This window comes from Mycobacterium arosiense ATCC BAA-1401 = DSM 45069, from assembly GCF_002086125.1.
Classification (GTDB): domain Bacteria; phylum Actinomycetota; class Actinomycetes; order Mycobacteriales; family Mycobacteriaceae; genus Mycobacterium; species Mycobacterium arosiense.
The window spans coordinates 1-348 of the sequence record NZ_MVHG01000273.1; the positions used below are offsets into that span (position 1 = coordinate 1).

1 pseudogene is annotated in these 348 nt (G+C 72.1%); it reads left to right on the forward strand.

Features of this window, described 5'->3' with window-relative positions:
• Window positions 1–348, forward strand: a pseudogene (locus tag BST14_RS31880) (cobyric acid synthase); the annotation flags it as partial.

A 348-nucleotide genomic window follows, 5' to 3' on the forward strand; every position in this document is an offset into this window, starting at 1 on the left:
CGTCGGCGGACCTGATCGTCCTGCCCGGCTCGAAGAGCGTGCGCGCCGACCTCGCGGCGCTGCGCGAGCGTGGCTGGGACGAGGCGATCCTCCGTCACCTGCGCTACGGCGGTCGCCTGCTGGGGATCTGCGGCGGCCTGCAGATGCTCGGCGAGCGCCTGCACGATCCGCTCGGCCTGGAAGGCGCGGCCGGCAGCAGCGCTGGCCTCGGCCTGCTGGCGTTGGAAACGACCCTGGAGGCGGACAAGCAATTGCGCAACGTACAGGGCCGCCTGAGCCTGGAGGATGCGCCGCTGTCGGGCTACGAGATCCATGCCGGAGTCACCCGTGGCGAAGCCCTGGCACGGC